General features: G+C 70.7%; 15 protein-coding genes. 10 read left to right on the top strand and 5 right to left on the bottom strand.

What is annotated here, in order from left to right; genetic code table 11:
* Positions 1-82: 82 nt before the first annotated feature.
* Positions 83-862, bottom strand: coding sequence for a transcriptional repressor LexA (lexA, locus tag ACZ6ZN_RS07285; RefSeq protein WP_333935681.1), 780 nt, complete (start codon positions 860-862; stop codon positions 83-85).
* Between the two features lie 620 nt (positions 863-1,482).
* On the opposite strand from lexA, the gene nrdR reads away from it, so the two are divergent.
* Both nrdR and ACZ6ZN_RS07275 read left to right on the top strand, forming a co-directional pair.
* Positions 1,483-2,037: a transcriptional regulator NrdR gene (gene nrdR / locus ACZ6ZN_RS07280; RefSeq protein ID WP_469643789.1), complete on the top strand. Its 555-nt coding sequence runs from the start codon at positions 1,483-1,485 to the stop codon at positions 2,035-2,037.
* Positions 2,038-2,201: 164 nt separating this feature from the next.
* Complete coding sequence (locus ACZ6ZN_RS07275) at positions 2,202-5,093, top strand: vitamin B12-dependent ribonucleotide reductase (protein ID WP_398109873.1); 2,892 nt, start codon at positions 2,202-2,204, stop codon at positions 5,091-5,093.
* 170 nt (positions 5,094-5,263) lie between these two features.
* Here ACZ6ZN_RS07275 and ACZ6ZN_RS07270 read toward each other — a convergent pair whose 3' ends face one another.
* Positions 5,264-5,797 carry a TerD family protein gene (locus ACZ6ZN_RS07270; protein ID WP_469643786.1) on the bottom strand — a complete coding sequence of 178 codons (534 nt, stop codon included), beginning with the start codon at positions 5,795-5,797 and terminating at the stop codon, positions 5,264-5,266.
* A gap of 153 nt (positions 5,798-5,950) precedes the next feature.
* Between ACZ6ZN_RS07270 and ACZ6ZN_RS07265 the strand changes: the two genes are divergently transcribed.
* From ACZ6ZN_RS07265 to ACZ6ZN_RS07255, 3 genes are all read left to right on the top strand, one after another.
* The gene (locus tag ACZ6ZN_RS07265) at positions 5,951-6,556 is read left to right on the top strand and encodes a YdbC family protein (protein ID WP_398109871.1); all 606 of its coding nucleotides are present in this window, start codon (positions 5,951-5,953) and stop codon (positions 6,554-6,556) included.
* A gap of 173 nt (positions 6,557-6,729) precedes the next feature.
* The gene (locus ACZ6ZN_RS07260) at positions 6,730-7,389 is read left to right on the top strand and encodes a histidine phosphatase family protein (protein ID WP_469643782.1); all 660 of its coding nucleotides are present in this window, start codon (positions 6,730-6,732) and stop codon (positions 7,387-7,389) included.
* Positions 7,390-7,401: 12 nt separating this feature from the next.
* Complete coding sequence (locus ACZ6ZN_RS07255) at positions 7,402-8,307, top strand: ADP-ribosylglycohydrolase family protein (RefSeq protein ID WP_451876914.1); 906 nt, start codon at positions 7,402-7,404, stop codon at positions 8,305-8,307.
* 441 nt (positions 8,308-8,748) lie between these two features.
* Here ACZ6ZN_RS07255 and ACZ6ZN_RS07250 read toward each other — a convergent pair whose 3' ends face one another.
* Positions 8,749-10,296, bottom strand: a complete 1,548-nt coding sequence (locus ACZ6ZN_RS07250) for an MFS transporter (RefSeq protein ID WP_469643780.1) — start codon at positions 10,294-10,296, stop codon at positions 8,749-8,751.
* A gap of 188 nt (positions 10,297-10,484) precedes the next feature.
* On the opposite strand from ACZ6ZN_RS07250, the gene ACZ6ZN_RS07245 reads away from it, so the two are divergent.
* The 3 genes from ACZ6ZN_RS07245 (at position 10,485) to ACZ6ZN_RS07235 (ending at position 12,587) form a co-directional block, all read left to right on the top strand.
* A complete protein-coding gene (locus ACZ6ZN_RS07245) occupies positions 10,485-11,105 on the top strand; it encodes a TetR/AcrR family transcriptional regulator (RefSeq protein ID WP_469643777.1) in 621 nt (206 codons plus the stop codon).
* A gap of 82 nt (positions 11,106-11,187) precedes the next feature.
* Positions 11,188-11,889 (top strand): ribonuclease HII, encoded by a 702-nt coding sequence (locus tag ACZ6ZN_RS07240; protein ID WP_398109866.1) that lies wholly within the window; start codon positions 11,188-11,190, stop codon positions 11,887-11,889.
* Positions 11,890-11,957: 68 nt separating this feature from the next.
* Entirely contained in the window at positions 11,958-12,587 is a 630-nt protein-coding gene (locus tag ACZ6ZN_RS07235; protein WP_469643774.1) for a hypothetical protein, read from the top strand.
* Positions 12,588-12,829: 242 nt separating this feature from the next.
* Here the strand turns inward: ACZ6ZN_RS07235 and ACZ6ZN_RS07230 are convergent, their stop codons facing one another.
* Both ACZ6ZN_RS07230 and ACZ6ZN_RS07225 read right to left on the bottom strand, forming a co-directional pair.
* Positions 12,830-13,435 carry a hypothetical protein gene (locus tag ACZ6ZN_RS07230; protein ID WP_451876918.1) on the bottom strand — a complete coding sequence of 202 codons (606 nt, stop codon included), beginning with the start codon at positions 13,433-13,435 and terminating at the stop codon, positions 12,830-12,832.
* Between the two features lie 413 nt (positions 13,436-13,848).
* Positions 13,849-16,014: a RecQ family ATP-dependent DNA helicase gene (locus ACZ6ZN_RS07225; RefSeq protein WP_469643771.1), complete on the bottom strand. Its 2,166-nt coding sequence runs from the start codon at positions 16,012-16,014 to the stop codon at positions 13,849-13,851.
* A 213-nt stretch (positions 16,015-16,227) separates the two neighbouring features.
* Here ACZ6ZN_RS07225 and ACZ6ZN_RS07220 point away from each other — a divergent pair, with 213 nt between their 5' ends.
* Positions 16,228-17,919 (top strand): DUF4192 domain-containing protein, encoded by a 1,692-nt coding sequence (locus tag ACZ6ZN_RS07220; protein ID WP_469643768.1) that lies wholly within the window; start codon positions 16,228-16,230, stop codon positions 17,917-17,919.
* 552 nt (positions 17,920-18,471) lie between these two features.
* Entirely contained in the window at positions 18,472-20,391 is a 1,920-nt protein-coding gene (locus ACZ6ZN_RS07215) for an amylo-alpha-1,6-glucosidase (protein ID WP_469644015.1), read from the top strand.
* Positions 20,392-20,502 lie beyond the last annotated feature (111 nt).

Raw genomic sequence — 20,502 nt, 5'->3', positions numbered from 1 at the left:
GCAGGACCCCGGAACCGGCGCAGGGGTTCCGGGGCCCGGTCTGAGGGCGAGCCGCTTGGCTCGTCCGACGCGGCGCGCTGGGTCAGACGCGGCGCAGTACGGCCACAACCTTGCCGAGGATGGTCGCGTCGTCGCCGGGGATCGGCTCGTAGGCCGCGTTGTGCGGCAGGAGCCAGACGTGGCCGTCCTCGCGCTTGAAGCGCTTGACGGTGGCTTCCCCGTCGAGCATGGCCGCCACAATGTCGCCGTTCTCGGCGACCGGCTGACGGCGCACCGTGACCCAGTCGCCGTCGCAGATCGCGGCCTCGATCATCGAGTCGCCGACGACCTTGAGGACGAACAGCTCACCGTCGCCGACGAGCTGGCGGGGGAGAGGGAAGACGTCCTCGACGGACTCCTCGGCCAGGATCGGGCCACCCGCGGCGATACGGCCGACCAGCGGGACGTACGAGGCGGCCGGCTTGCCCGCCGTGTCCGTGGGCTGCACGGTGGCGGCCTGGTCGGAGCCGCGTACTTCGTAGGCGCGGGGGCGGTGCGGGTCGCGGCGCAGGAAGCCCTTGCGCTCCAGTGCCATCAGCTGATGGGCGACGGACGAGGTGCTGGAGAGGCCGACGGCCTGGCCGATCTCCCGCATCGACGGGGGGTACCCGCGCCGCTGCACCGAGTCCCGGATGACCTCGATCACCCGGCGCTGGCGGTCGGTGAGTCCGGAGCTGTCCGCCCGGATGCCCGGAGGTCGGCCCGGCAGGGAGCGCTTGTGCCCCTCAGGGTTCGTGGCTTCGTTCATCGCATGCACCGGCTCCAGTCGGCCCTGGGAGCGGTCCTGGGCAGTAATGGCGGCACTGTCTGCGGTGGTGGTCACGTCGGCCCCTCTCGATGGTCTCCCTGCTGGACAACGGTAGTTGCTTTCGAAAGGTTGCGCCAAACACACGTTCGAGTGAAAAAACGCGGATTGGTGGGCGCGATCGCGTGTCCGGGTGTATTAGAGGCCGCGCCGCCCGGCGGGCAAATGGGCCCATTGCTGTACTCTTCACCGCCGGGGTGATCGCCTCGTGGACTGCTGCCCCAGTCTGCCATCCGGCATTCCCCTGCCCTGGGACCGGCCCTCATCTGTGCGGGAGTCCCACGCCCCCTCCCCGCGGCGCCCACGCTATCTCCGCATGTGCCGCAGCGATACGGCTGTGCGGAAAGTGCGCCGGCCGGGTCGCGTTCCGGGGTCGCGCAGGTGCCTTCAAGGGGTTGGAGGGGCCCTGTGCGGCCGGACGTGCAGCGTCTTGCCGGGGCACGCGCGTGCGACACGCGCGTACGACCTCGATGTATGCGCCAATCCCTACATCTAGTGGTTGGATTGCTACAGCAGCCCAGAAGTTGTGGTGCCCCGGGTCTTCAGGCCCAAGGTCATCGCCTATGCTTGGGGCTGCTTCGTGGGGCGCAAGAGGTCCTGCGAGGCTATTGAGTCTGCTGTGAGGAGGGTTGGAGTCCATGCACTGCCCCTTCTGCAGGCACCCCGACAGCCGTGTGGTCGACAGTCGGACGACCGACGACGGCACGTCGATCCGCAGGCGCCGACAGTGCCCTGACTGCTCCCGTCGTTTCACGACCGTGGAGACGTGCTCGCTGATGGTGGTCAAGCGGTCGGGGGTCACCGAACCCTTCAGCCGCACGAAGATCATCAACGGTGTGCGCAAGGCGTGTCAGGGGCGGCCGGTCACCGAGGACGCGCTCGCCCAGCTCGGCCAGCGGGTCGAGGAGGCGGTGCGGGCCACCGGAAGTGCCGAGCTGACCACCCACGACGTGGGGCTGGCCATACTCGGCCCGTTGCAGGAGCTGGATCTCGTCGCCTACCTGAGGTTCGCGTCCGTCTACCGAGCCTTCGACTCGCTCGACGACTTCGAGGCGGCCATCGCGGAACTCAGGGCGCAGACGGGACACCCCGACGCGGATGACGGAGACCGCGACGAGGCGGGGGGCCAGGAAGACGACCGCGGGCGCGGAGGGACGAAACAGGTCCCCGAGCCCGCAGGCGCCGCCGACTGAGTGGCGGGCCGGACCCGGAAGGCAGCTCCGGGGCCGGCCGGACGGCGGCGATGTGAAGACCTGTTGCGGGCTGTATGAGTGGGCGCCCGCAGCATCAGACAGAACACCGTGCACCGGGAACAACGGGGCACTTCAGGGCGTTTTCGCCCGTACAGGGAGGCGGCATGACAGAGACGGCGAGCGGTCCGGCACGGAGTTCCCGCGCCAAGAGCGCCAAGGCGAGCAAGGGCCTGCGTATCGAGCGCATCCACACCACCCCCGGGGTCCACCCCTACGACGAGGTGGCCTGGGAGCGCCGTGACGTCGTCATGACCAACTGGCGCGACGGCTCGGTCAACTTCGAGCAGCGCGGCGTGGAGTTCCCCGACTTCTGGTCGGTGAACGCGGTCAACATCGTCACCAGCAAGTACTTCCGCGGTGCCGTGGGCACCCCGCAGCGCGAGACCAGCCTCAGGCAGCTGATCGACCGCATCGTGAAGACGTACCGGAAGGCCGGAGAGGACCACCGGTACTTCTCCTCCCCGGCCGACGCCGAGATCTTCGAGCACGAGCTGGCCTACGCCCTCCTGCACCAGATCTTCAGCTTCAACAGCCCCGTGTGGTTCAACGTGGGCACGCCGCAGCCCCAGCAGGTCTCCGCCTGCTTCATCCTGTCCGTCGACGACTCCATGGAGTCGATCCTCGATTGGTACAAGGAAGAGGGCATGATCTTCAAGGGCGGCTCCGGCGCCGGCCTGAACCTCTCCCGCATCCGCTCCTCCAAGGAGCTGCTGTCCTCCGGCGGCAACGCCTCCGGCCCCGTCTCCTTCATGCGCGGCGCCGACGCCTCCGCCGGCACGATCAAGTCCGGTGGCGCCACCCGGCGCGCCGCCAAGATGGTCGTCCTCGACGTGGACCACCCCGACATCGAGGACTTCATCGAGACCAAGGTCAAGGAAGAGGAGAAGATCCGCGTCCTGCGCGACGCCGGCTTCGACATGGACCTGGGCGGCGACGACATCACGTCCGTCCAGTACCAGAACGCCAACAACTCCGTCCGCGTCAACGACGAGTTCATGAAGGCGGTCGAGCAGGGCGGCCAGTTCGGGCTGCGCGGCCGGATGAGCGGCGAGGTCATCGAGGAGGTCGACGCCAAGGCGCTCTTCCGCAAGATCGCCCAGGCCGCATGGGCCTGCGCCGACCCCGGCATCCAGTACGACGACACGATCAACAACTGGCACACCTGCCCCGAGTCCGGCCGGATCACCGCGTCGAACCCGTGCAGCGAGTACATGCACCTGGACAACACGTCCTGCAACCTGGCCTCGCTGAACCTGATGAAGTTCCTCAAGGACGACGGCAAGGGCAACCAGTCGTTCCAGGCCGACCGCTTCCAGAAGGTCGTCGAGCTGGTCATCACCGCGATGGACATCTCGATCTGCTTCGCGGACTTCCCGACCCAGAAGATCGGCGAGAACACGCGCGCGTTCCGCCAGCTGGGCATCGGCTACGCCAACCTCGGCGCCCTGCTGATGGCCACCGGTCACGCCTACGACTCCGACGGCGGCCGCGCCCTCGCCGGCGCCATCACCTCCCTGATGACCGGCACGGCCTACCGCCGCTCCTCCGAGCTGGCCGCGGTGGTCGGCCCGTACGACGGCTACGCCCGCAACGCCGACGCCCACAAGCGCGTCATGAAGCAGCACTCCGACGCCAACGACAAGGCCGTCCGCATGGACGACCTGGACACCCCGGTGTGGGCCGCCGCCAGCGAGGCCTGGGGCGAGGTCCTGCGCCTGGGTGAGAAGAACGGTTTCCGTAACGCGCAGGCGTCCGTGCTCGCCCCGACCGGCACGATCGGTCTCGCGATGTCCTGCGACACCACCGGTGTCGAGCCCGACCTCGCGCTGGTCAAGTTCAAGAAGCTCGTCGGCGGCGGCTCCATGCAGATCGTCAACGGCACCGTCCCGCAGGCCCTGCGCCGCCTCGGCTACCTCGAGGAGCAGATCGAGGCGATCGTCGCCCACATCGCCGAGAACGGCAATGTGATCGACGCCCCCGGCCTCAAGCCGGAGCACTACGAGGTGTTCGACTGCGCCATGGGCGAGCGGGCCATCTCCCCGATGGGCCACGTGCGCATGATGGCCGCGATCCAGCCGTGGATCTCCGGCGCCATCTCCAAGACGGTCAACATGCCGGAGACGGCGACCGTCGAGGAGGTCGAGGAGATCTACTTCGAGGCCTGGAAGCTGGGCGTCAAGGCCCTCGCGATCTACCGCGACAACTGCAAGGTCGGCCAGCCCCTCTCCGCCAAGACCAAGGAGAAGGAGAAGGCGGAGATCACCGAGAAGGCCGAGGAGACGATCCGTACCGCGGTCGAGAAGGTGGTCGAGTACCGCCCGGTCCGCAAGCGCCTCCCGAAGGGACGTCCCGGCATCACCACGTCCTTCACCGTCGGCGGCGCCGAGGGCTACATGACCGCCAACTCCTACCCGGACGACGGTCTCGGTGAGGTCTTCCTGAAGATGTCCAAGCAGGGCTCGACCCTCGCGGGCATGATGGACGCCTTCTCCATCGCGGTCTCCGTCGGCCTCCAGTACGGCGTGCCGCTGGAGACGTACGTCTCGAAGTTCACCAACATGCGCTTCGAGCCGGCCGGCATGACGGACGACCCGGACGTGCGGATGGCGCAGTCGATCGTCGACTACATCTTCCGCCGCCTGGCGCTGGACTTCCTGCCGTTCGAGACGCGCTCCGCGCTCGGCATCCACTCCGCCGAGGAGCGTCAGCGGCACCTGGAGACCGGTTCGTACGAGCCGTCCGAGGACGAGGTCGACGTCGAGGGCCTGGCCCAGTCGGCGCCGCGCGCCCAGGAGCTGAAGGCAGTCGCCGCGCCGAAGGCGGAGGAGGCGGCCAAGCCCGCCCCGCAGCAGGCGCACACCAGCGCCGAACTGGTCGAGATGCAGCTGGGCATCCAGGCCGACGCCCCGCTGTGCTTCTCCTGCGGCACGAAGATGCAGCGCGCCGGTTCCTGCTACATCTGCGAGGGTTGCGGCTCCACCAGCGGCTGCAGCTGACGCCGAGCGTCCGATTGCATGACAAGCGCCTGACCGCGTGACAGAGGGGCACCGCCTTCGGGCGGTGCCCCTCTCGTCGTCACGAGCCCCGTGCCGACGGGCCGCGACCGGCCGCATCAGCGTCCGAACCGTCCCCGAGCCCCGCCGGGCCGGCCGTCCGGTGCGTTCGGTCAGGGGCGGTGAGCCGCTCCCATCGTCCGGGTGAACTCCGCCGGGTCACCCTCGAAGCCGTGCAGACCCGAACGGAACTCCCACGGTCCGGAGCCGTCCCGGACGAACTCGGCGACCGTGGTGGCCGTCGCTCCGAGGACACTGCCGAAGTCGTCCTCCGCCAGGACGGTGTAGCCCTCACGGATCCGCAGGCCGGGGTTGATCACGCTGACGAAGGTGCGCTCCGCGGGACGCTGCTGGATGACGACTCCCACCACCACGCGCGCGTAGTGGACGTCCAGCCGGTCGAGCTCCAGCGTCATGACCTCGTCGTAACCGAAGCCCTGCCCGTCCTGGCTGTCCCGGTTGAGGTAGATGGTGCCGTCGGGCGAGCGGCTGTCGAAGTGCACGACGTAGGCCGGGTCGCCGTGCGGGTCGTCCGACAGGTACGTCGCCGCGACCAGATCCAGGTCCGTGGACGGCTGCCCCGCGGGACTGGGGTCCCACCGCATCGCGATCTCGATCTTGCGAAGCCCCTTGTTCAGCCCGTCCACCCAAGTCCCCTTCCCCGCACCGACCGCATGTTCGCCCCAACTGCCGGGCTCTCACGACTGCTTGTCCATCCTGCCACGCGCGCGGGCGCGTGCGTGGGGGAGCGGTACGGCGGAGAGTGACCGACGCCACGCCCGGGGCCTTACCATGGCGCGGTGCTGGTCAAGTGGATTCGCTGCACCGTGGTGGACCGCCGCGGTTTCGAGCGGGGGCAGCGGAAGTGGGCGGGGCTTCTGGGAGAGCCGGGATTTCGGGGACAGGGGGGTGGCTGGAGCCGGGGGCGGCCCGACGTGGCGCACATCTTCGCCTTCTGGGAGAGCCGGGCCTTCTACGACTCCTTCATGGCGCGCTCCCACGACCGGCTCGCGACAGCGCAGTCGGGCACGTTCAAGGACGCCCGGGTCAGGCTGTTCGATCACCGCTTCGACGTGAAGACCGGCTTCGAACCGCGCTTCACGGACGCCGACCTGCTGCGGGTGGCGCTCTGCCGAGTCCACGCGGAGCGGGCGGAGCACTTCGTGCTGATGCAGGAGAAGGTCTGGAACCCCGCGATGGCGGGCTCCCCGGGCATGGTGCGCGGCCTCTTCGGTGAGGCGCCGGGGAACGAGTACATGGTGCTGTCGATGTGGCGGTCGGCCGCCGAGCACGGCAAGTACCGCACCGAGCGGGTGGAGCGGCTCGCCCTGCGCGCCCAGACCGAAGCCGACGTGGCCGCCCTCACCGGGGCCGTCGTGGACATGGAACCGAGCTGGACGGTGTGAAGCGCGGTGAGCCAGGAATCTGTGCGGGGCGGCAGCACGCCTTCTGCGGGCGGGCGGGTGCCGCCGGGCCCGCGGGCGGTGGATGTGACCTGAGGTGCGGGAGCTGTGTGACCTACGCTGTAACGGTGCGGCATGTGTGCTCGACGGGCCGCCACTCGATCTAGGGTTTCGGCATGGCACGACCACGGCGCATCGTCCTTGTCCGGCACGGCGAGTCGACGGGCAATGTTGATGACTCCGTCTACGAGCGTGAACCCGATCACGCCCTGGCTCTGACCGAGCGGGGCAGAGAGCAGGCCGAGGCCACCGGCGAGCACCTGCGCGAGATCTTCGGCAAGGAGCGCGTCAGCGTCTACGTCTCCCCCTACCGCCGCACGCACGAGACCCTGCGCGCCTTCCACCTCGACCCCGATCTCATACGGGTCCGCGAGGAGCCCCGGCTGCGCGAGCAGGACTGGGGGAACTGGCAGGACCGGGACGACGTGCGGCTGCAGAAGGCCTACCGGGACGCCTACGGCCACTTCTTCTACCGCTTCGCCCAGGGGGAGTCCGGGGCCGACGTCTACGACCGGGTCGGGGGGTTCCTGGAGAGCCTCTTCCGCAGTTTCGAGGACCCCGAGCATCCGCCGAACGTCCTGATCGTCACGCACGGCCTGGCCATGCGGCTGTTCTGCATGCGGTGGTTCCACTGGACGGTGGCGGAGTTCGAGTCCCTGTCGAATCCGGGGAACGGGGAGGTGCGGATGCTCGTTCTGGGGGACGACGGCAAGTACGTGCTCGACCGGCCGTTCGACCGCTGGCGAGACCCCGAACCGTACGGAGTCACCGGATAGAGTGGCAGGGCGATGACCGCTGACTTCTCCCTCGACGTGCGCCTGGACCGCGCCCTGGCCGGCCTGCGCGGGCTGACTGTCGGGGACGCCCTGGGCTCCCAGTACTTCGTGCCGGTGAACTACCCGCTCCTCAAGCGCCGCGAGGTGCCGGACGGGCCGTGGCAGTGGACGGACGACACGGAGATGGCCTGCTCCGTCGTCGCCGTCCTGGCCGCCCACCACCGCATCGACCAGGACGCCCTCGCCCGGTCCTTCGCAGAGCACCATGACGCCGACCGGGGCTACGGCCCCGCGGTCGGCCGCTTGCTGGGACGCGTCCGGGAGGGTGGTGACTGGCGCGAACTCGCCGCCGCGCTGTTCAACGGGCAGGGGTCCTGGGGCAACGGCGCCGCCATGCGCATCGCCCCGCTGGGCGCCTGGTACGCGGACGACCCGGAGCAGGCGACCCACCAGGCGGAGATCTCCGCCTACACCACCCACCAGCACCGTGAGGCCGTCGTCGGGGCGATGGCCGTCGCCGCTGCTGCCGCCTTCGCCGCGGCACCGGACGGACCGCCGGGTCCCGAGGCCCTGCTCGACGGGGTCATCGACCTGGTGCCGAAGAGCGCCGTGGGTGCGGGGCTGCGCCGGGCCCGGGACATGCTCGACTACGGGGACGCGGCCACGGTCGCGGCGGTACTGGGATGCGGGCGGCGGAAGACCGCCCATGACACCGTGCCCTTCGCCCTCTGGTCGGCCGCACGCTGCCTCGGCGACTTCGAGCAGGGGTTCTGGACGACCGCCCGGGCCGGTGGCGACATCGACACCACGTGCGCCATCGTCGGCGGCGTGATCGCGGCCGGGAAGGCCGGGGCGCCTCCTGCCGAGTGGGTGGCACGTACCGAAGCGCTTCCCGGCTGGGTGCCTGCGAACGCTTAGTCCGCCTCCTCAGGGCCTTACGCGTGCACGCCGGGAACTGCGTACGCACCGGGAACTTTGCGTACGCGCCGAAAACCCCGCACACGAACCGGAAACTCTGCGTACGCACCGGGAACTCTGTGTGACCGACCGTGCGTTGTCATGACATCGGCTGGATGGGCCTTCGGGGTCCGCGGGCCGATCGTGGAGCACAGGGTCGCACGCGAGAGCAGGGGGGTGTTCATGCAGGTGCTGTTGCTCTTTCTGCGCTCTTGCAGGGCGGCCGTCGCGGTGGCTGTGCGCTGCGCGGCGGTGGCCGGGAGCCGCCGGGTGCCCGTGCCGCGCGTCTCCGGATACGGAGGTGGCCGTCCGCCCCTGGAGGCGGACCGGCCCGGCAGTCGCCGCCGGGCCTCTGTGAGACCTGCCGGCGAGCCGCTGAAGCCGGTCCGCAACGGGTTTCGCTCAGCCGATGCCCGGTCCCGCGGAGCCGGACAGCGCCTCCAGGTCGCTCTTGCGCACCCGGATCACCACCGCCGCGGTGATCAGGGCGAGGACGGCCATCGAGGCCGCCGGTATGAAGGCCGCGGAGATGCCCTGGGCCAGTACCTCGTGACCCCATGGGGCGGGCAGCTGGTGAGTCGTCGCGAACTCCGCCTTCTGCTCCGCGGAGCCCTCGGCCATGAAGTGCGGAAGTTGCTCCTCCACCTCATTCCTGGTCGCCGTACCGAAGACGGTCGTGAGGATCGACAGTCCCAGCGAACCGCCCACCTGCTGCATGGTGTTGAGCAGTCCGGAGGCGGCGCCGGCCTCATGCTGTGCGACGCCGGACACCGCGGTGAGCGTCAGCGTCACGAAATTCAGGCCCATGCCGAAGCCGAACACCAGCATCGGGCCGAGCACCCCGCTGACATACGAGCTGTCCGAGCTGATCAGTGCCTGCCAGGCGAGGCCGATCGTGGCGAGCGCCGTGCCCGCGAGCATGAACGGCTTGGGGCCGAGCACCGGCAGGAAGCGCTGCGACAGCCCTGCGCCGAGCGCGATCACGACCGTCACCGGAAGGAAGGCGAGGCCCGCCTGGATCGGGGTGTATCCGAGCACGTTCTGCACGAACAGCACGATGTAGAAGAACATGCCGAACATCGCCGCGGCCAGGCTCAGCATGATCACGTAGGTGCCCGAGCGGTTGCGGTCGGCGAACATCCGCAGCGGAGTGATCGGCTCCTTGGCCCGGGATTCGATGATCACGAAGGCCGCCAGCAGCACCACGGCGGCGGCGAAGGACCCGATGGTGAGGCTGTCGCGCCACCCCTCGTCCGCGGCTCGGATGAAGCCGTAGACCAGGGACGCCATGCCGGCGGTCGAGGTCACCGCACCTGCGATGTCGAACCGGCCGGTGTGTCGCTCGCTCTCATTGATGTAGAGCGGTGTCAGTACGGCGATCAGCACACCGATCGGCACATTGACGAAGAGGACCCAGCGCCAGTCGAGCCACTCGGTGAGCATGCCGCCCGCGAGCAGGCCGATGGCCCCGCCGCCCGCGGAGACCGCGGCGAAGACACCGAAGGCCCGGTTGCGCTCCGGACCCTCGGGGAACGTGGTGGTGATGAGGGCCAGCGAGGTGGGCGACGCGATCGCGCCTCCCACACCCTGCAGGACCCGTGCAGCCAGCAGCTGCCAGGGTTCCTGGGCGAGTCCGCCGAGCAGCGAGGCCAGGGTGAACAGCAGGATGCCGGTCATGAAGACCCGGCGCCGGCCCAGGATGTCACCGGCGCGGCCGCCCAGGAGCAGCAGACCGCCGAAGGTGAGCGTGTAGGAGCTGACGACCCAGGTGAGGTCGGTGGTGCTGAACTGGAGCGCATCTTGAATGTGCGGGAGCGCGATGTTCACAATCGTCGCGTCGAGTACCACCATGAGTTGGCAGGCCGCGATGACCGTGAGTGCGATGCCGGGGCGTCCTTCCCGGCGGGCCGCGCCCGGCTTCTGCTTCTGGAGCAATGGAGAGGTTGTCACTATGGGTCCCCCACGAGTGCCTTAGTGAACGCTCGCGTTCACTGTCGCGTCAACCGTAGTGAGTCCCCGACAGTGAACGCAAGCGTTCACTCGCGGCGTCGTCGTTCGGCACGTCCCCCGTTGTGGCCGCACGGCGCGTTGTCCCCTATCCCCGAAATCCCCGTTTCCCTTGTTCGTTGGAGAGACAGATGGTCACCCCCAGCTGGGCGGACGCTCCCGCTCAGACGACCGCCCGCCGGCGCGGTGCCGTACTGGAACGCGCGATCCTCGACGCCGCTCTGGAGCAGCTCAGCACGGTCGGCTGGAACGGCCTGACGATGGAGGGCGTCGCGGCCGGCGCCCAGACCGGGAAAGCCGCGGTCTACCGTCGCTGGCCCTCCAAGGAGGACCTGGTCGCCGACGCCCTGCGCGCCGGGTTGCCCCAGTTCGACGAGACGCCGGACGAGGGGGGTGTGCGTGAGGACCTCCTCGTGCTGTGCCTGCGTGCCCGCGACGCGATGTTCTCCCGGCCCGGCTTCGCGCTGCGCTCGGTGATTCACGAATGCGACACGGCTCAGGCGGAACGCTTCCACGCTGTGATCTTCGACGGAGTCGTGGAGCCCACCCTGAAGATGCTGCGTGCGGTCATCGACAGAGGGATCGAGCGAGGGGAAGTGCGCCCCGAGGCTGCCAACGGCTACGTCTTCGACGCCATTCCGGCGATGATGATGTACCGCTCCAAGATGTGCGGCTGCGAATGGCAGGATCATGAAGTCGAGGAGATGATCGACCAGTTGATGGTTCCGCTCCTGCGTCCGGCCGACGGCTGAGGCGCTGCCGCCGGGGCTGCGGCCGGACGGAGGCCGACCGGGGTGTCGCCGGGGGATCGGAGCGGCGTAATGTAGGTGCGCCATGCCGTACGAACCACCTACCCACACCGTCGAGCGCTCCCTTCGAGCCACGACCGGAGCGAAGATCATTGCGGGTGTCGACGAGGTGGGGCGCGGCGCGTGGGCCGGTCCCGTCACCGTCTGCGCGGCGATCACCGGACTGCGCCGCCCGCCCGAGGGCCTCACGGACTCGAAGCTGCTCACCATCAAGCGGCGCACCCTGCTCGCCGAGGAACTGCGCACCTGGGTGACCTCGTTCGCCCTGGGGCACGCCACCCCCGAGGAGATAGACGCTCTCGGCATGACTGCCGCGCTGCGCCTCGCGGCGGGGCGTGCTCTGGACGCCCTGCCCATCCGTCCCGATGCGGTCATTCTCGACGGCAAGCACGACTACCTCGGTGCGCCGTGGCGGGTCCGCACGGTGATCAAGGGTGACCAGTCGTGCGTGGCGGTCGCGGCGGCCTCGGTGATCGCCAAGGTCCAGCGCGACAAAATGATGGCCGAACTGGGTATCGACCATGCAGACTTCGGTTTTGCGGACAACGCCGGGTATCCCTCACCCGTGCACAAGGCCGCACTGGCGGAGCGGGGTCCCACTCCCCACCACCGGTTGTCCTGGGCGTATCTTGATGCGCTGCCCCAGTGGCGGCACCTCAAGAAGGCCCGCAGCTGGGCGGACGGAAGCGTTCCGGAGATCGAGGGTCAGCTCGGCTTCGACTTCTGACCGATTCGTTCGTGCGCATGCACCACCCGCTGACGCGGGTCGTACCAGTGTTTGATAAAAATCAACTCATGCCTCTCATTCCCGAGGAGCCTCAGATTCACGAGAGTGCCCAGGGTCCCCGCGCCACTCCGGCCAGCGGCCGCATCGCGCCGACCCCCCGCCCCGTACCCGGCCCCCGTCCCGCGGCGCCGCCGCGTCCCGGTCGTCCAGGGCCTCTCCGGCCCGCGCCGCCGGCGCAGCGCGCACCGCGTGATGTGGCCGCCAAGCCCGCTCCGGCGGGCCCCGTCCCCGGCCCGGCGACTTCCGCCGGACCGCAGATCCAGCTGATCCCCGCTTCCGTCGAAGGCGCGCTCGACGCTGCCGAGGAAGCCGTGGACCTGCTGCTGGACTCCGGTCGAGCCCCCGGCGAGGTCCTCGTGATCACGACCGGTGAGCAGCATCCGTGGGCCGCTCACGAGCTGTCGTTCGGTGACGCCTCCTACTGGGCCCAGCACGATGCCGGTGACGACGTCTTCTACACGGACGCGACCATCGCGAACCGTGCCGCGTCCCGCCCGGTCGTCGTGGTCGCCGTCAACGGCGGTGACGAGCCCGCGGCGGTCAGTGCGCTGTCGCTGGCGCACTCCCGGGCCAAGACCCTGCTGATCGTCTGCGGCGACCCGCAGCGGATCAACTCCGTGCTCGGCGCGGGCGTCTGACCCGTAGCAGGGCATTCGTTCCGACCGGCGTCGGGAGAGGGCCGCTGTGTCGGCACCGCAGCGGCTTCGCAGGGTGGGCGGTTCCGTTTGCTCGCGGACTGACAGGCAGTTCGGTGGGGCGTCCATCAGGGGCCGCCCCAGGCGCTCGGTCTGTCTTCTGGGCGCGGCCGCCGACGGGTCCGGGAAGCCGTGCGTGCGAGACGAGGTGGCCCCGGTCGGATCCGGGGCGGCCCGTCGGACGTTCAGCGCGCGGCTGCCGCGCGCCGCAGAATTTCGGAGGCGGCCCCACCGGCACGTGGTGCGGGCGGCGGCGCATCGGATGTCGCGAAGGGCTCGGGTTCCGAACCCGAGTGCGGGCGGCGCCCGCCACGTCCCTCGCCGAGAACCTGCCAGCCGTCACGGGTCAGCGTGATGTAGGCACCGCAGCGCAGCCCGTGCAGCGTGCAGGCGTCGCGCAGCCCCCACATCCAGGCGCCGTCCTCCGCTGTCCAACGGGCGTCGCCCTCACGGCAGTAGAGCAGCACCGCAGTGCGCACCGGCGTGCGGCGGCGCAGGTCGTGCGGGATGATCCGGCGCAGTTGGGCGAGCAGCACGTTGCGGAACATCCAGCCGTCGGCGGGTGCGGGGCGGCGGACGAACGAGGCGCTGGCGCGCAGGCGTTCGTCCGGATCGAGCACGGCGAGGACCGCGGTCGCCGGCTGGGGGTGATGCCGGGCGTGCAGTCCGCTGACGACCTCGCGCGGGTTGCGCAGCAGAGGGATCCCGGCGGCGGCCCATTCCGCGGGCTCGAGCAAGCGGTTGGCGGCGGCGGGCGTCGGCGCCGCTGCCGGAGCGAATCCGAAGGTCACGGTCCTCCCTTCGGCTACGCGCCCACACTGCGGGCGGGGTCGGATTCCTGGGAGCGCACACCGCGGCGAAGCCCTGCCGGAGCGGCGGACGAGCCGTGGGGGAGCGGACCTCAATTGTTCCTGTCGAACTTGAATGCGGCAACGAGCAATTGAGGCAGCAGACCGTTATCTGATGATGCGCGGTGAATATCCCCGCCGCGTGTGGCTCCGGGCCACCCATGGGGCGTTCGAGCCCGATACGTTCGTACGCCACGGGAGTGGCCGGCGTCCAGGGGTGTGCGCGTCCTGCGGCGCGAGACGGTGTGAGACGGCGCGAGACGGCGCTTGTGCCGTGCGGCCGAAGGATGTCCGGGAAGCCCTCCGGCCGCGCCGGGCACCGGCCGAAACCGTCCGGCGGGGGCACCACCGCCTCGTCATCCCTGCACTGCCAGGACCAGGGGATACACCCCCTGCGCGCCGGCGCGTCGGAGCAGGCGGGCCGCGACCGCGAGGGTCCAACCGGTCTCCGTATAGTCGTCGACCAGGAGGACCGGGCCCGGGGTGTCGGCCAGGGCTGACGCAAGGGCGGGCGGCACGGTGAGAGCGCCGTCGAGTGACTTCAGACGCTGAGCACTGTTGCTGCGGGAGACCGGCTGGGTGTCGCCCGTGTGCTCGACGGCGCCCAGCAGCGGCAGCCGTCCGATCTCCGCGATGCGCGCTCCCAGCGAACGGATCAGCTCGGGTCGCGTGCGGGAGGCCACCGTGACGACGCCGACCGGCCGGGGCTGCGCGTCCGGCACGCCCGGAGCCCAGCCGCCGGGGCCCTTGGCCCAGTCGGCCAGCACGCCGACCACGGCCTTCGCCACGTCGTCCGGCACAGGACCGTCAGGCGCCTGGGGCGCCAACATGGGACGCAACCGGTTGCCCCAGCCGATGTCCGACAGGCGACCCAGCGCCCGCCCCGCCCCGGCTTGCTCACCGGCCGGGATGCGTCCCTTGAGATCCACGCCGATCGCCGGAAGCCCGGTGGGCCACATCTTGCGGGGTTCCACCTCCACACCCGCCCGGCCCAGGTCCACACGCGCCGCGTCGAGGGCCTCATCGGACATGTCCGCCGTGAAGCGCGGTCCCGCACAGTTGTCACAGCGCCCGCACGGCTTGGCTCCCTCGTCGTCCAGCTGGCGCTGCAGGAACTCCATCCGGCACTCCGTCGTGGACGCGTACTCACGCATGGCCTGCTGCTCGGCCTCGCGCTGGCGCGCCACCCACGCGTAGCGCTCCGCGTCGTAGGTCCACGGCTGTCCGGTCGCGGTCCAGCCGCCCTTCACGCGCTTGACGGCTCCGTCCACGTCGAGGACCTTGAGCATCGTCTCCAGACGGGAGCGGCGCAGCTCCACCAGGGGTTCGAGCGCGGGCAACGACAGGGGCCTCTCCGCCTGCGCGAGGAGGTCGAGCGTACGGCGCACCAGCTCCTCCGACGGGAACGCGAGCGACGCGAAGTACTTCCAGATCGCCTCGTCCTCCTTGCCCGGCAGCAGGAGCACCTCCGCGTGCTCCACGCCGCGACCGGCACGTCCGACCTGCTGGTAGTAGGCGATGGGGGACGAGGGCGAGCCGAGGTGCACCACGAAACCCAGGTCGGGCTTGTCGAAGCCCATGCCGAGGGCGGAGGTGGCGACCAGCGCCTTCACCTTGTTGGCGAGCAGGTCCTCCTCGGCCTGCTGGCGATCGGCGTTCTCCGTCTTGCCCGTGTAGGAGGCCACCGTGTGTCCGCGCTGGCGGAGGAAGGCGGTGACCTCCTCGGCCGCGGCCACGGTGAGCGTGTAGATGATGCCGGAACCCGGCAGTTCGTCGAGATGCTCGGCGAGCCAGCCCATCCGATGAGCCGCGTCGGGCAGCCGCAGCACATGGAGGCTCAGGCTGTCCCGGTCCAGCGGACCCCGGAGCACGAGGGCGTCCGAGGAGCCTCCCGTGCCGAGCTGCTCCGCCACATCGGCGGTCACGCGGGCGTTGGCCGTGGCGGTGGTCGCCAGCACCGGCACACCGGCCGGGAGGTCGGCGAGCATCGTGCGCAGCCGGCGGTAGTCCGGCCGGAAGTCGTGCCCCCAGTCGGAGATGCAGTGCGCCTCGTCCACCACGAGCAAGCCGGTGGCCGCGGCGAGCCGGGGCAGCACCTGGTCCCGGAAGTCCGGGTTGTTCAGCCGCTCGGGACTCACAAGCAGGACGTCCACCTCGCCCGCTGCGATCTCGTCCTGAACGACGTCCCACTCCTCGGTGTTGGCGGAGTTGATCGTCCGGGCATGGATGCCGGCCCGGGCCGCGGCCTCGACCTGGTTGCGCATGAGGGCGAGCAGGGGGGACACGATGACGGTCGGGCCGCTGCCCTGCGCCCGAAGCAGTGAGGTCGCCACGAAGTACACGGCGGACTTGCCCCAGCCGGTGCGCTGGACGACGAGGGCGCGGCGTCTGTCGGCGACCAGCGCCTCGATCGCCCGCCACTGGTCCTCACGCAGCCGGGCCTTGCCGGAGGGGTCGCCGACGAGACGGGCGAGGACCGTGTCGGCCGCCGCCCGGAGTTCCGCGTTGCTCGTGTGCTCCATGCGTCCCATACAACAGGACCACACTGACAGCGCGAGCCGGTGGCGGGGACGACGGGCGTGCGCGTCCGGTCCGTGCCGGGCCTCACAGGTCAGGTGCGCGTACGCCCGACCCCCTCACGGGCGACGGGACGGCCGGAGTATGGCTGACGTGTCCCTGATCTGACTTATCCACAGGCTCAAGCGAAGGATCGCATTCCGCGAGATCGTCTCCGCATGACGAACCACAGCGAAGCGACTGGATCCTCCGATAACGGCGATATCACCGAAGGGGCCCAGCAGGTGGGGCACGGCGGACACACGAGCGGCGTACCGGAGCGGCGGCGGGGAGATGGACCGGGCGTGCCCGCAGCGGACACCACCTACGACGGGCCCGGCGAGCACCAGGTCACCCTGCGCACCCCGGCCGAACTCGCCGACGCCCTGCCCTACCTCCTCGGCTACCGCCCCGAGGACAGCATCGTGCTGGTCGCGCTGCACGACAGGGACGGACGCGGACGGTTCGGCGGCCGGGCCCGGCTCGGGATCCCGGAGAGCGCGGACGACTGGCCCTCCGCGGCACGGCAACTCGCCCACGGCCTGGTCAGGGGCAGCGAGCGTCGGGGTAACCGCCCCGAGTCGATGGTCGCCTTCCTCTGCCAGGAGCCGGCCGGGGGCGAGACCGGGCGGCAGGTCATGGAGCGGCTGCAGCCTCTGGCGCAGAGGCTGCGGACCGAGTGCGGCTCCCTCGACGCCGTGGTGGTCGAGGCACTGTGCATCTCGGACGGACGCTACTGGTCCTACTGCTGTGACAACGCGGACTGCTGCTCGCCCGAGGGAGCCTCCATGGGCCTGCCCGGCACTTCCGTGCTGGCTGCCGCCGCCACGTACGCCGGCATCCAGGTACGCGGCACCCTGCGCGAGCTGAGGGCCCGACTGCTGCCCTGGGAGAACGCGGCAGCCCTGGAGCAGGAGACCGCACTCGACCGGGCCAGCATGGAGTTGGTCCCGCGGATCCTGGACGAAGCGGGCAGGACCGCAGTGGCCGAGGAGACGCTGGCACTGGCAGCCGCCACCCTCGACCGCTTCGCCAAGTCAGAGCCGGTGTCCGGGACGTTGCTGGCGGACCTCCGTGACGACGAACTGCTGGGATGCGACGAGGCCGCGAAACTGGTCCTGGGCCTGCAGGACCGCTCGACCCGCGACCGTGCGGCCGAGTGGATGGAGGGCGACGACGCCGGTTGCGCCCTGCGCCTGTGGCGGACACTGGCCCGCCGATGCGTGGGGCCCTACGGCGAGCACGCCGCCGCGCCCCTCACCCTCGCCGGGTGGGTCGCCTGGTCGGCCGGCGATGAACTGGAAGCCCGGGAAGCCCTCGCCATGGCTCTGGGCGCGGACCCCGACTACCTCTTCGCCCGCCTGCTGCACCAGGCCTGCAACGAAGGCCTGGACCCCGAGTCCATCCGCCGCTGCCTGCGATCGGAGCGCACCGGTCGTACGCCAGCCGCGGTCACCGGCACGTCCCCGCAGCCGAGCGATCAGGGCCAGACGGGTGATCGGGGCCAGACAGGTGATCAGAGCCAGACAGGTGATCAGAGCCGGACTCGTGATCAGCGCCAGGACGTGGGAGACCAACGCTGCGAGGACGGCCGCGTCCAGGTCGGCGGCCAGAGGTCACTCGGAGCAGGCACAGCCATGGAGGAGTCGTCGACAGCCCAGCGGCCCGTACGACGCCGCCGGCGGGCACGTCCCGCTCGCGACACCACTCCCGGCCGCGCCCTCCCGGACAGTCGTGGCCAGGACACCCGACGTCCCGGCCGCACACCGGCTGGTACGGCGGGGCTCGGGCCCGGTCGGCGCCCGACAGTGACGGATGCCGGCCGATCCCTCGGCGCGAGCGCAGGCCCCCGCCTCGAGGACGAGGAATGAGCACCCACCCGTGCCAACCCGACAGACAGCCACAGGCCGGGACTGCGCAAGACATGTGTCGAGGCTGCGGGAGCCACAGGTCGGGACTACGAGCGTGACTCCAGGGCAGCACGCGCCGTTCACCTGAGTGGCGGAACACCTGGACGGGATGCGACGCCGCTCCGCCCCTGCTCCGTCGGAGCCCTCAGGCGCCGGCGTGGAACGCGATCCAGGCACACAAAGCGCAGAGGAAGCCTTTCGATGTCACAGCGGACTCCGCACTCCTCCGCCCCTGACGACTTCCCCCCAGCCGGGTCCCCCTCCCGTCAGAACCCCATCACACCAGACGCTTCTGCTTCGGGAGGTACGGGAGGTCCGGGGGGTACAGGAGGTCTGGCGGGTCCGGGAGGCCCGGGAAGCCACCCGCCACCGCCGACCAGCCCGTTGACCCGGACGAGACGCCCAACCCCCATGGGTGCTGCCGCGATACGCCCTGCCGTCAGCACCCCACCCCGGCGCGGAGCCGTGGCAGGACCGGGTCGCCCTGACGAGTTGCCCCCTGCCCACTCGGTCATGATCTGCGTGGCCCTGCCCGGGCTGGCCATCTCGACGGAGGAAGGTCAGTTGACCGGACGCGGTCTGGAGGGCTTCTACCGCGCCGGTCGCCGGGTGCTTTCCCGCTGCGAGGTCCGCGTGGCCGGGCAGGAGCCTCTCCCCGTACAGGCCCGGCTGGCCGCGGCCGACCGTGCCCGGTTCGTCGGCACGCTGCGCACGACCGCGCAGACCGGCCCCGACCCGGACGTGTTCGTCGAACGCACCCGCTTCGCGGACGGCACGGAGCGAATCACCCTGCACAGTTCGTCGAGTCGGCCGCTGCCGGTACCGGTCGAAGTGACGCTGGGCACCGACCTCGCCGACCTGCGGGCCATCGCCTCGGGCGAGGCGGGACCGGAACTGCCCGCCAGCGTTCACGGTTCCGGTCTGCGCTGGTCCTGCGCGGCAGGCAACGCCACCGTGACCGCCGAACCACCGCCCGCGGACGCCCTCGCCTCGACGGGGTTGCTGCGGTGGGAACTCGTACTGCCCCCGGGCGGCAGCACGAGTGTGGAACTGCGGGTGCGGCCGGACGGAGCTGGGCCGCTGCGCACCGCGGGTCGTGCGGCGACGAGCCCCCTCGCCGCCGCACGCGCAGAGGGCGACGATCCCAGAGCGGCCACTCTCCTCCGGACGAGCATCGAGGACCTGCAAGCGCTGCTGCTGCGAGACGCCGCGCACCCCGCCGACCTTCACCTCGCCGCCGGAGTCCCCTGGCGGTGCGGCCCCGCTCCCGCCGACGCGCTCGTGGCGGCCCGGATGGCGCTTCCGCTCGGGACCGGCCTGGCCGGGGGCACGCTGCGCACCCTCGCCCGCACCCAGCTCGCAGGCCCGGGATCGCTGGCGGGGATGATCCCGGGACCACGACGGGACGCCGGCCTGCACCTCCCGCCGCACTGCACGGGGACGGAGGCCACGCTGCTCTTCCCCGTGCTGCTCGCCGAAGCGCGCCGCTGGGGACTCCCCGAGCAGGAGGCGGAGGAGTTGCTGCCCACAGCCGAGCGCTGTCTGAACTGGCTGCGGAGATCCGCAGGCGACGCCGTGTATCTGCGCGACCCGTACCCGGGCGGACTCCTCCGCTGCGAGACACAGGCGCATGCCCACCGAGCAGCGCTGCTCGGCGCCGACCTCCTCGATGCCTGCGGACGGACGGGCGCGGAGGAACTGCGGCAGTGGGCACTAGCCCTGCGAACCGCCTTCCGGCGGGACTTCTGGATCGACGATCGAGGGGGCGGCCGGCCTGCCGCGGCCCGCACCCCTGACGGCAGACCCGTGCCCTGTCTGGGCGCCTCCACCGTCCACCTCCTCGACACCGGGTTGCTGGGGCGCGGCGAGCCGGCCCCCGGCCTGCTCGACAAGGTGCAGACGGAGAACCTCGCCCGGCTGCTGGGAAGCCCCGCCATGGACTCCGGCTGGGGCCTGCGCGGGCTGGGGGCCAAGGAGCCCGGCTACAACCCGTTCGGCCACCGCGCCGGTGCCGTACGCATCCAGGAGACAGCACTCGCAGCGGCGGGATTGGCCGCCGCGGAGTACGAGAAGGAGGCGGACGCGCTGCTGCACGGCGTCCTCGCTGCCGCGGAAACCTTCGCCTACCGCCTGCCCGAGATGTACGCGGGGGAGCAGCGTATGCAGGGCAGCACGCCTCTGCCGCACCCGGCGGCCTGCCGGCCCGCGGCCATCCCGGCGGCGGCAGGGGTCCTGCTGCTGACCACCCTGGCCGGTATCCGCCCGGACGCCCCGGCCGGCACCGTGACCCTCCGGCCGATGCGCAGCGCGCCCCTGGGCGAGATCGGCTTCACGGGACTGCGGGTGGCCGGAGCACCTTTCTCCGTGCGGGTCAGCCGACTCGGTCTCGCCATGGTCGAGGAGGCGGCCGACGGACTGCAACTGGGGGTGTGACCAGCCAAGACCCGTCGCCGGCAGGCACCTGTCACCGGACGGCGCAACCGGTACGGCCCGGAAGTGGATCAGTGGCCGGGGGAACCAGCGAAGGGAGTGTTTATCGTCAGG

The organism is Streptomyces sp. NPDC053665, from assembly GCF_055585285.1.
This window is presented reverse-complemented; position numbering and strand designations above follow the sequence as displayed.

Excerpts from the sequence above, each read along its gene's own strand:
- ACZ6ZN_RS07240 (WP_398109866.1), top strand. The coding sequence starts at position 11,188 with ATGCCGTACGAACCACCTACCCACACCGTCGAGCGCTCCCTTCGAGCC.
- ACZ6ZN_RS07220 (WP_469643768.1), top strand. The coding sequence starts at position 16,228 with ATGACGAACCACAGCGAAGCGACTGGATCCTCCGATAACGGCGATATC.
- ACZ6ZN_RS07255 (WP_451876914.1), top strand. The coding sequence starts at position 7,402 with ATGACCGCTGACTTCTCCCTCGACGTGCGCCTGGACCGCGCCCTGGCC.
- ACZ6ZN_RS07235 (WP_469643774.1), top strand. The coding sequence starts at position 11,958 with ATGCCTCTCATTCCCGAGGAGCCTCAGATTCACGAGAGTGCCCAGGGT.
- nrdR (WP_469643789.1), top strand. The coding sequence starts at position 1,483 with ATGCACTGCCCCTTCTGCAGGCACCCCGACAGCCGTGTGGTCGACAGT.
- ACZ6ZN_RS07245 (WP_469643777.1), top strand. The coding sequence starts at position 10,485 with ATGGTCACCCCCAGCTGGGCGGACGCTCCCGCTCAGACGACCGCCCGC.
- ACZ6ZN_RS07260 (WP_469643782.1), top strand. The coding sequence starts at position 6,730 with ATGGCACGACCACGGCGCATCGTCCTTGTCCGGCACGGCGAGTCGACG.
- ACZ6ZN_RS07215 (WP_469644015.1), top strand. The coding sequence starts at position 18,472 with ATGATCTGCGTGGCCCTGCCCGGGCTGGCCATCTCGACGGAGGAAGGT.
- ACZ6ZN_RS07275 (WP_398109873.1), top strand. The coding sequence starts at position 2,202 with ATGACAGAGACGGCGAGCGGTCCGGCACGGAGTTCCCGCGCCAAGAGC.
- ACZ6ZN_RS07225 (WP_469643771.1), bottom strand. The coding sequence starts at position 16,014 with ATGGAGCACACGAGCAACGCGGAACTCCGGGCGGCGGCCGACACGGTC.